This is a genomic window from Geitlerinema sp. CS-897, assembly GCF_028368005.1.
Lineage (GTDB): Bacteria > Cyanobacteriota > Cyanobacteriia > Cyanobacteriales > Geitlerinemataceae > Baaleninema > Baaleninema simplex.
The window spans coordinates 1-8889 of record NZ_JAQNCQ010000066.1; the positions used below are offsets into that span (position 1 = coordinate 1).

9 protein-coding genes are annotated in these 8889 nt (G+C 53.4%); 5 read left to right on the plus strand and 4 right to left on the minus strand.

Annotated elements, in window-relative coordinates; all coding sequences use genetic code 11:
- The first annotated feature begins 100 nt into the window (after positions 1-100).
- Complete coding sequence (locus POG22_RS03430) at positions 101-1273, plus strand: D-alanine--D-alanine ligase family protein (protein ID WP_063719660.1); 1173 nt, start codon at positions 101-103, stop codon at positions 1271-1273.
- A 252-nt stretch (positions 1274-1525) separates the two neighbouring features.
- Positions 1526-2269, plus strand: coding sequence for a hypothetical protein (locus POG22_RS03435; protein WP_063719657.1), 744 nt, complete (start codon positions 1526-1528; stop codon positions 2267-2269).
- A 132-nt stretch (positions 2270-2401) separates the two neighbouring features.
- On the opposite strand, the gene POG22_RS03440 is transcribed toward POG22_RS03435, so the two are convergent.
- On the minus strand, positions 2402-3565 hold the full coding sequence (locus tag POG22_RS03440; protein WP_498903642.1) for a GAF domain-containing protein: 1164 nt from the start codon (positions 3563-3565) through the stop codon (positions 2402-2404).
- Between the two features lie 56 nt (positions 3566-3621).
- Positions 3622-3819: a hypothetical protein gene (locus POG22_RS03445; protein WP_498903644.1), complete on the minus strand. Its 198-nt coding sequence runs from the start codon at positions 3817-3819 to the stop codon at positions 3622-3624.
- A gap of 314 nt (positions 3820-4133) precedes the next feature.
- On the opposite strand from POG22_RS03445, the gene POG22_RS03450 reads away from it, so the two are divergent.
- Positions 4134-4598 (plus strand): hypothetical protein, encoded by a 465-nt coding sequence (locus POG22_RS03450; RefSeq protein ID WP_063719656.1) that lies wholly within the window; start codon positions 4134-4136, stop codon positions 4596-4598.
- A gap of 6 nt (positions 4599-4604) precedes the next feature.
- On the opposite strand, the gene POG22_RS03455 is transcribed toward POG22_RS03450, so the two are convergent.
- The gene (locus tag POG22_RS03455; RefSeq protein ID WP_498903649.1) at positions 4605-5558 is read right to left on the minus strand and encodes a ribonuclease Z; all 954 of its coding nucleotides are present in this window, start codon (positions 5556-5558) and stop codon (positions 4605-4607) included.
- 159 nt (positions 5559-5717) lie between these two features.
- On the opposite strand from POG22_RS03455, the gene POG22_RS03460 reads away from it, so the two are divergent.
- Positions 5718-6941: a SpoIID/LytB domain-containing protein gene (locus POG22_RS03460; RefSeq protein ID WP_498903646.1), complete on the plus strand. Its 1224-nt coding sequence runs from the start codon at positions 5718-5720 to the stop codon at positions 6939-6941.
- Positions 6942-7157: 216 nt separating this feature from the next.
- Here POG22_RS03460 and POG22_RS03465 read toward each other — a convergent pair whose 3' ends face one another.
- Positions 7158-8282, minus strand: coding sequence for a THUMP domain-containing class I SAM-dependent RNA methyltransferase (locus POG22_RS03465; RefSeq protein WP_498903648.1), 1125 nt, complete (start codon positions 8280-8282; stop codon positions 7158-7160).
- A 115-nt stretch (positions 8283-8397) separates the two neighbouring features.
- On the opposite strand from POG22_RS03465, the gene POG22_RS03470 reads away from it, so the two are divergent.
- On the plus strand, positions 8398-8817 hold the full coding sequence (locus POG22_RS03470) for a peptidylprolyl isomerase (protein ID WP_063719654.1): 420 nt from the start codon (positions 8398-8400) through the stop codon (positions 8815-8817).
- Positions 8818-8889 lie beyond the last annotated feature (72 nt).

Consider the following 8889-nt stretch of genomic DNA (forward strand, 5'->3'; position numbering starts at 1 on the left):
CTCCCTTGCTCCCCCTCTCCCCTCTTCACTCTTCCCTCTTCCCTGAAGAAGCTCCCCCTCTCCCCTGCTCCCTTGTAGCCTTCTGAACTTTGGAATGTCGATGACGCTTGACTTAACAGAACTACATTTCACCTATTCGTTCGATCGCTTTCCCGACTATCTCGATCGCCTGCGATCGAAGCTGCGGATTGCTGTCATTCATGGCGGCGATAAGGATCGCGACGGAGCGGTCATCTACAAAACCCATAACCCGCGATCGACTAAAACTTACGAAAAAGTTGCCTGGGATATCGCCGAAGCCTTAAAAAACTTGGGGTTCGAGTACGTCAGCGTCATGCCGGACGATATGACGCTACCCCAACGCCTCAAAGAAGAAAACATTCATTTGGCGTGGCTGAACACGGGAGGCGTCCAGGGATACGATCCAGTCTGTCACACCCCTGCCATCTTAGAAATGTTAGGGGTTCCTTACGTGGGACACGATCCGCTCAACAGTTCGACTCTCGACAACAAGCACGTCTTCAAGCGAGAACTCCAGGCGTTCGGCGTGAGAACCGCACCGTTTATGACCTGGCATCCCTCCCAAGGTATTCTCAATCCTCACACGAACCCTCGTTTTTTGACGACGTTCGGACACTATCGCGGGGCGTTCGTAGTCAAACCCGTTTCCGGGCGAGCGTCGTTAAATATTTTCGTGGTAGACGACGCCGCAGATTTACCGGATGCTGTGGCGGAAGTTCACCGGTTAACGCGCAATACCGCTTCGATCGAGACCTATTTATCGGGGCGGGAGTTTTGCGTGTCGGTGTGCGGTTACGTCACCTGTGCGGGCGGAACGTTGCGAAAAAACCCCGAACCCTTTGCCTTTTCGACGATCGAACGCGTCTTAGAAGCCAACGAACGGATCTTTACGTCGATGGATCGCAGGGCAATTACAGAACACCGACTGCGATTGCTCGGAAACGAGGATGCCGATATGTCTCGAGCGTTAATTTCCTTGGCCAAACAGGTATATTGGGATTTTAATTTGAATGCCTTGGTGCGAATCGATTTACGCACGGATGCCGACGGCAAACTTTACGTTCTCGAGGCCAATCCCAAACCCGATCTCAAACGTCCGACTGAAGCAGAAACGAGTTTGGTGGTTCAGGGATTGCGGGAATACGGGATGGAATACGAGGATTTAATTTTAAGTTTGTTGGTCGATCGCCTCGATTATCTGTTGACTTATCACGCCCCGATCGTCCGACATCTCGTTGCGTTGCTCGTGTGAGGCGATCGCGACTCATCGCATTCAAAGTGTTTGGGTATTTTTTTGAGCCGCTCCTCGGTCTTACGCGGAGAGCGATCGATGTTTTTCGGTAGGAGCGTTCGTCAAAATCGATATGACTTAAGTGAAATTACTGAGTTTTAGGATAGTGTAAACTTTGAGGTAAAGACAGGTACAAACACCGATCCCGTCTTTGCCGAATATTAGATAAATTATAAGTAAAGTTAACGGACGCGGTAAACCGGAGTTGGCGAAATGACTCAAGCTCAAGCTCTTCAGCTCGCGAAACGTGGAAATCCCACGGCGATCGCCGCGATCATGAACCACCAACTCCAATGGCAACACGTCCGAGTGACAGCGAGCCGCCAAGAGTACTGTTTGCAGGTTGAAATCAGCGCTAAAGGCAGCCTTCCCGACCGCACGATCCTGATGCAATGGGTGCGCGTCGGACTGATGCAGTTGAACCCGAAAGCGATCTCGCAGGTTTGCGTGTCGGGCAAACAAAACGGTACGAGCAAACCGCTTTGGAAAGAAGAGTTTGAGTTGCCGAGCGTTTTCGGTGACGCGAACGCCATCGCCGCTCTCGAAACCCGAGTGAAAGCCCTAATTCCCTCGAGCGTGTGGGAAAAAGCTAAAGGCGGCGACTCAGAGGCTCTCTCGCAACTGCTGGACGTTGCCGTCTGGCAAAACGACGCTCGGGTGACGGCGGCAGTTGAGGAACGCCAACTTCAGGTCACGGTAGATGCAGAGGCGTTACCAGACGAAGCGGTGACTGTAACTTCGATCGTGATGGTATTGCAAGGATTGGATATCCCGTGGCTGACATCGGCGGTGGTGTTGGGGCGATCGCGGCGAAATGCTTTGGCCGTGTGGAAGCGCGTTCTCGATGCCGAACTCGATCCGAGGGATAAAATGCGTCATTCTATTGCTTCTATTGTAAATTTTTACGAACGGTCGGTCAATCCACGCATTCTCGAACGTTCGGTAACTCAAATGTAAAGAAACTGAAGTGGGCTTTTGGATAGTTATGTACAGTAATGATGTTGCTCCGTGAAAATTTTTACTCCGGAAGAATTGAAACAGCCAAATAGCATTACTTATCAATTCAATTCTATCGATCGCGCGAACGTTTCACACCTCGAGCTTTCGCAGCGCGCCAACCATCACCGGCTTTCCGTAAAACTGCGTGCGAACGCCATAGATTTCTACGTCGATCGTCGTTGCGTCTTTACATTTTCCCAGAAACTGACAAGAAAGATACTTCGTTTGACCGCGAACGCACTTATAAATTTTCTCAGACACGATATCGTAATGGGAATCGGCAATCAAATAAAACATCGTTTTGAGAGAAGCCAACTCGTGAGTTCTATACCCAAAAATTCGGGCGAGTTGCCGATTGGCGTAGAGAAACTTACCGTCCCACACCACGATGTACAACCCGAGTTTCGATAACCGACTCAACGGAACGTCTAACGGCGGACGCGAAGAAATCGGGGGCTGAGTGCGGGGGGGAGGCGGCGGAACTTTCGAGCGAATCGGTAGGGTTTTGGGCGGACGGTCGCTCGTATCGGGCCTTGGAGATTTCACCGGAGACGGTGTGGGACGCGATAACTCCGGCTGCGGCGATCGAGGTAGGGGAGAGGGCGGAGTCGGAGAGTGAGGGGGAGACGATGGAGAGACGGGAGGTTGTCCATCATCTGCGTACGACCAAACGAGGTCGAGAACCAATGCCAAACGATGGGACAGCTCCTGCATGACGTTCGCCGTTTCAGCGTGGAAATAGGCGGTTTGGGGATGGGTGAGCGTGAGAATTCCCAAAATTCGTTGTTTGCGGCAAATCGGCACGCACAACGCCGAACCGACCTGATAGGGGGCGTTCCGAAGCGGCATCCAGCGATCGTCGGCTGCCGTGTCGGTGACGATCGCGATCTGACGTTCTCGGTAGACCCATCCTGCCAAACCGCTATCTAAAACCTGGCCGACGATGGACTGTTTGCGATCGCGAATCGTCGCGCCTCGCGCTAAGATACTTTCAACGACGACGCCGGACTCGTCGAGCAGAAACAAACTGCTTTCAGAAACACTGGCAATTTGGTTGACCGATTTCAAAATTTGCTGGGCGATCGATTTCAGGGCCAGCGATCGCGTCGGTTTTTCCCCGAAGGCTAACAAGGTTCGCAGTAACTCCGTTTGAACGTCGCTGAGGGTGCGATCGACCCGCAGTCGTTCGAGTTCCTCTCTCGCTAGCTCGAGTTCTCGGTACAGTCGGTCTGTCTTTGGCTCGTGTTCTTCCACGCTCGATAACCCTTCAAAGAAACCGTTGCGAACCCCAAAGATTGCCTGCTCGTCCTCTATATACTGACATGGCAGCGGAAGATCGTCGGCAAAATTGCTGCGATCGCGCTCGGATAAGGCGATCGCAGCGGCACGCGACCTGTGAGTTTGAAACTCGATCGCCCCGTCCGTCTGGCGTAGTATAGATTCCGAGATCCAGACCTGTGGCGTGTCAGTCGGCGTTCTCGATATCCCGAGGGTTCGAACTCGACCACACCCCGCCTACCCCTGAAATCTTCTGAAATTTTATCGAAAAATACAGAATTTAATTGTTTTCAAACTGACCGATCGCTAAATTTACTTCGCCCGAAGATAGGACTTGGGGGGTATTTCTCCCAATTTTTTCAGTTGGAAATACAGCGATCTCCGAGTCCCTTTTCCCCACGCGATCTCCACGATCTCCGATTTTGTCTGTCTCGGCACTACCAACAGGAACCTTAATCTTATATACAACTTTAGACAGAGTGAATTTCACCGATCGGATCTAGCATAGGAATAGAGACCCACGACTTTTACACCTCGAGCAAGTATGGCTTCCGAAACCCAAGTCAAACAATATTTAGCCTATTGGTTTCAACTCGGCAAAAAGCTCGTCGTTGAAAAGTCGGGAGAGACCCTATTGCCCGAACCCATTTTTCACGGCGATCGCTACAGCCAAGCCTTTAACGACTGCTGGGAACTCTGCGTATCGCCCGATTCGGGCGATTGCTATCTCGAAGGCACACAACAAACCGTTCGCCAACTTCTCGAACCTCAGTGGGACATCGACCCCTGCGCTCGCTGTCAAATGCCCGTTCCCATCCTACTGCACGGGACGCCCTCCTGCGCCACCTGTCCCTGTCACGATCTTTCCTTCTGGCCGAACGACGAACTCCCGAAACCTCGTTTGCAGGTCAACACGCAAGTTAGCCTCCGCGAAATTTGTCGTCGGATCGTCGAAACCGGGGACGGTCGATCGTCGTCCTCCCATTCCCGCAGCAACCTCAACAGCTGACGCCGTTTACGCGGTCGCCGCGACATTATCTCGCACCTTGGGAACGTCGTAAGTCATAAAGTCGTAAGCCAGATCGGTATTGGGGAAAATCGCCCGAGCTTCTGCCAACAAATCTTCCAACTGGATATCGTTTCCCGGTGCGTAACGGGGACTGAAATGGGTCATAAGCAACTGTTTGACGCCGGCCGCCAGAGCGACCTGTGCTGCCATCGTCGAGGTCGAGTGCAGGCGTTGCTCGGCCATGGAAGCATCCAGGTGAGAAAAAGTCGCTTCGTGAACCAACACATCGGCATCGCGAGAAAGCTTCACCGCGTTGTCGCAGTAAATCGTATCGGTGCAATACACCACTTTACGACCCGGTTGTGGCGGTCCGCACAGATGTTTCCCATCGATTTGGCGACCGTCGGCGAGCGTCACGCGATCGCCCCGCTTGAGCCGTCCGTAAACCGGCCCGGGGGAAATTCCCAGCGACTTCGCTTTTTCCACGTCGAAGCGGCCGGGACGTTCCTTTTCTTCGACCGCATAGCCGTAAGCCGTCACCCGATGGTCGAGTCGCTCGCAGGTAACGCGATAGTCCTCGTCTTCAAACAGGAGACCCGGCCGGTGCTTGTGAACCTGAATCGGGTAAGACAAATGGGTGTGAGAATAACGAGTACAAGCGTGCAAGTAGTCTTCGAGTTGCGGCGGTCCGTAAAGATCCAGGCGATCGGGATTTCCGGCCAAGCCAATGCTGGCCAGCAACCCCATCAACCCGAAAACGTGGTCGCCGTGCATGTGGGTAATAAAAATACGGCGAATGCGTCCGACCTTTAAATCGCTCCGTAGCAGTTGGTGTTGCGTTCCCTCGCCACAGTCAAACAGCCAAATTTCCCCCCGCTCTGTCAAGCGCAGGGCTAAGCTGGAAACGTTACGCGACCGAGTTGGGACGCCCGAACTCGTTCCTAAAAACGTAATTTGCACGCGATCGAATCTCGTGAAAGTCTGCGTCGAGCCGTAAGGCACGGGAGGGCGACCGTCGATCCGCAGCGCTGGGATCGGGGTTTTCAAACTCCTATGCTATTCTAGCATCGACGAGGTCTGTGCTTCTGTGCTTTGACAATTGTGAGGAGAAAGTAACGGATGCTGCGCTCGAATTCTACAGTATCTCTGACGCCTCAAACGAGGCGATCGCGACTGGGGGGATCGCGTCCGACGCTCAAAAAAACCCTCGATCGCCACTCTAAAAAACCGTCTCGACAAATTTCGAGAACGTTTCTCAAAAGTTGGTGGATTTCGCTAGTCTGGTGGGCGTTCGTCTGGACGCCTGCTTCCGCTTTAGAATTGCGGGTTGCCGTTCGACAAGACGTCAGCGAACTGACGGTTGGTAGTTCGACCCCCGCCCGAATTCGCGATAGTTCGGGCAACGTTTTAGGCAACCTAACCGGAATGCACGCCCATCTCGCACGCAGTTCTGAGGGAAGCGTCGCCCTGTCTCAGTGGCAAGCGGGGCGGTTGTGGATCGAACCGAGCGATCGCGGTTACGTTTACATCGGCGATCGCTGGTATCGAGGCAAAGTGCTGTTAGTCCCTCGGGGTTACGGCATGACCGCCGTGAACTACGTCGATATCGAGTCTTACATCTACAGCGTTCTCGGGGCGGAAATGAGTCCCAACTGGCCGCGAGAAGCCCTCAAAGCCCAAGCCGTCGCCGCTCGGTCTTACGTCCTCTACCAACGACAGCGGTACGGAAACGACGTTTACGATGTGGGAGACGATACCTTTTGGCAAGTGTATCGAGGCATGGAAGAAGAAGCCGCCGCCACCCACGCCGCCACTCACGCCACCCGAGGACAAGTCCTCAGCCACGACGGAAAAGTCATCGAAGCGGTGTTTCATTCCTCTTCGGGAGGACATACCGAAGACGCCGAAGTGATTTGGGACGAAGCGAAACCCTATCTGCGGGGCGTTCCTGATTTCGATCGCCAATCCCCCAACTATCAATGGACGGAAACCCTGTCCCAGTGGGACGTTACTCACAGCTTATCAGGTGTCGGTAACGTCTACGACATGAAGCCCGAACAGATGACTCCCAACGGCCGCATCGTGATGATGAAAGTCATTGGTGACGGGGGAACGGCGATGGTGGACGGCGACAGCATTCGCTCGGCTTTAGGACTGCGAAGTTCGTTGTTTACCGTCACTTCCTACGGCGGATATTTTACGATTTCCGGTCGCGGCTTCGGCCACGGCGTCGGGATGAGTCAATGGGGGGCGAAATATCTCGCCGAACAGGGGTATGATTACCGTCAAATTCTCTCCCACTACTATCGCGATACGTATTTGGCACAAATTCGCGTTCCGTGAACAGGGAACAGGGAACAGGAAACAGGGAACAGGAAACAGGGAACAGGCAGTAGGTTGGATTTCGGTTTTCTCAACCCAAAAAATGTTAATTCCAAAGTTTTTTTGGCATTAGTGTCAATTTTTTAGAATTGTTTTTTGGGAGAAAAAACTATCAAGTCAAATTCAATTTCTAAGATATATCTCTGAAGTTTTTCCCTCAACAAAAACACCAAAAAATCAATACAGTTCGTATTCTAAAAGGGTGCAATCTAACCCCCCGTTCGAGACGGGAACGCGGCGAGACGCTCGCAATCCGACTTGTTTGGCAAGGTCTTTACTTCCCGTGAGAACGTACGCCGTCCAGCCTTTAAATCGCTGTTTGAACGTATCGCCGAGTTGTTTGTAAAACGCCCCGAGTTGCTGACGATCGCCCAACCGTTCCCCGTAAGGTGGGTTGCACATCAAAATTCCGCGATCGCAGGGTGCTTCAATTTCGCGCACGTCGGCGCACTGAAACGCAATCTTTCCCCCCAACCCACACCGTTCGGCGTTCGTTTTCGCCTGTTGGAGAACGTCCGCATCGCGATCGCTTCCCCCCACAAACGCCGGAAGTTCCGGTTTTCTCGCCGCCTTCGCCTCCTGTTTTAACTGCGCCCAAACTCCCGCGTCGAAATCGCGCCAAGTTTCAAACCCGAAGCGATCGCGAAACAACCCTGGTGCCACGTTCGCCGCTTTCATCGCCGCCTCTAGCGGAAGCGTTCCCGAACCGCACAGCGGATCTAAAAACGGGATTTCAGGAGAATAATTCGCCATCTCCAACAACGCCGCCGCCAGAGTTTCCTTTAACGGTGCAGCTCCCACAGCCGGGCGAGTGCCGCGACGGTGTAAACTGCTGCCGGAACTGTCGAGACTCAACACGGCGCGATCGCGGTGAATGTGAAGGTTGAGGCGCAAATCGGGAGTTGCCACATCCACGCTCGATCGCACCCCAAACTGGTCTCGCTGGCGGTCTACAATGGCATTTTTGACCTGGAGGGCGCTAAAGTGCGTGTGGTTGAGCTGTTTGTTTTTCCCCGTACAATCGACCGCTAACGTATTTTCGGGACTGAGATAATTTTCCCAGTCGATATCGCGAACCTCTCGATACAGCATTTGCGCCGAGGTACAGCGAAACGCCGCGATCGGGACTAGAACCCGAAACAGCGTTCTTCCCCACAGATTGACGCGGTACAACAGGGCGCGATCGCCTGCAAACGCCACCCCAGCAAACTCCGGCCGCACCGACTGCGCCCCCAAACTCTCCAATTCCCGCGCCGCGATCGCTTCCAAACCTCGCGCCACCGTTGCAAAATACTGTGCCATCCTAATTTCGATCGAACTCCCGTAAACCGCTCGCTATTCTACCGAAGCCTGCCTCGAACCCGCAGCAACAGTGCGTTAAGATAAGTCAGTTTGCACCACCTAAGACAAGAACGCCATGACCCGAGCCATAATGGAAACCGACAAGGGAACGATTAACCTCGAACTCTTCGACGAAGACGCGCCCAACACTGTAAAAAACTTCGTCGAACTGTCAGAAAAAGGATTTTACGACGGTCTGACCTTTCACCGCGTCATCCCCGGTTTCGTGATTCAAGGCGGCTGTCCCAACGGAAACGGAACCGGCGGCCCCGGCTACACCATCAAGTGCGAAATCAACAAGAACAAGCACGTCGCCGGAACCCTGTCGATGGCACACGCCGGACGAGACACGGGTGGAAGCCAATTCTTCATCTGTCACGAACCCCAACCCCACCTCGACGGCGTTCACACCGTCTTCGGCCAAACAGACGACATGGACGTAGTTCTCTCGATCGCTCAAGGCGACAAGATTCAATCGGTCAAAATCGAAAAATAGATTGAGATGAGGCGATGATGAGATGAGGAGGAAAAACAATTGGCTATTTCTCCCCCTCTCCCCCTCTCCCCC

What these genes read in the sequence shown, in the direction of transcription:
- POG22_RS03430 (WP_063719660.1), top strand. Translation starts at nt 101, where the DNA reads ATGACGCTTGACTTAACAGAACTACATTTCACCTATTCGTTCGATCGC.
- POG22_RS03435 (WP_063719657.1), top strand. Translation starts at nt 1,526, where the DNA reads ATGACTCAAGCTCAAGCTCTTCAGCTCGCGAAACGTGGAAATCCCACG.
- POG22_RS03450 (WP_063719656.1), top strand. Translation starts at nt 4,134, where the DNA reads ATGGCTTCCGAAACCCAAGTCAAACAATATTTAGCCTATTGGTTTCAA.
- POG22_RS03460 (WP_498903646.1), top strand. Translation starts at nt 5,718, where the DNA reads ATGCTGCGCTCGAATTCTACAGTATCTCTGACGCCTCAAACGAGGCGA.
- POG22_RS03465 (WP_498903648.1), bottom strand. Translation starts at nt 8,282, where the DNA reads ATGGCACAGTATTTTGCAACGGTGGCGCGAGGTTTGGAAGCGATCGCG.
- POG22_RS03470 (WP_063719654.1), top strand. Translation starts at nt 8,398, where the DNA reads ATGACCCGAGCCATAATGGAAACCGACAAGGGAACGATTAACCTCGAA.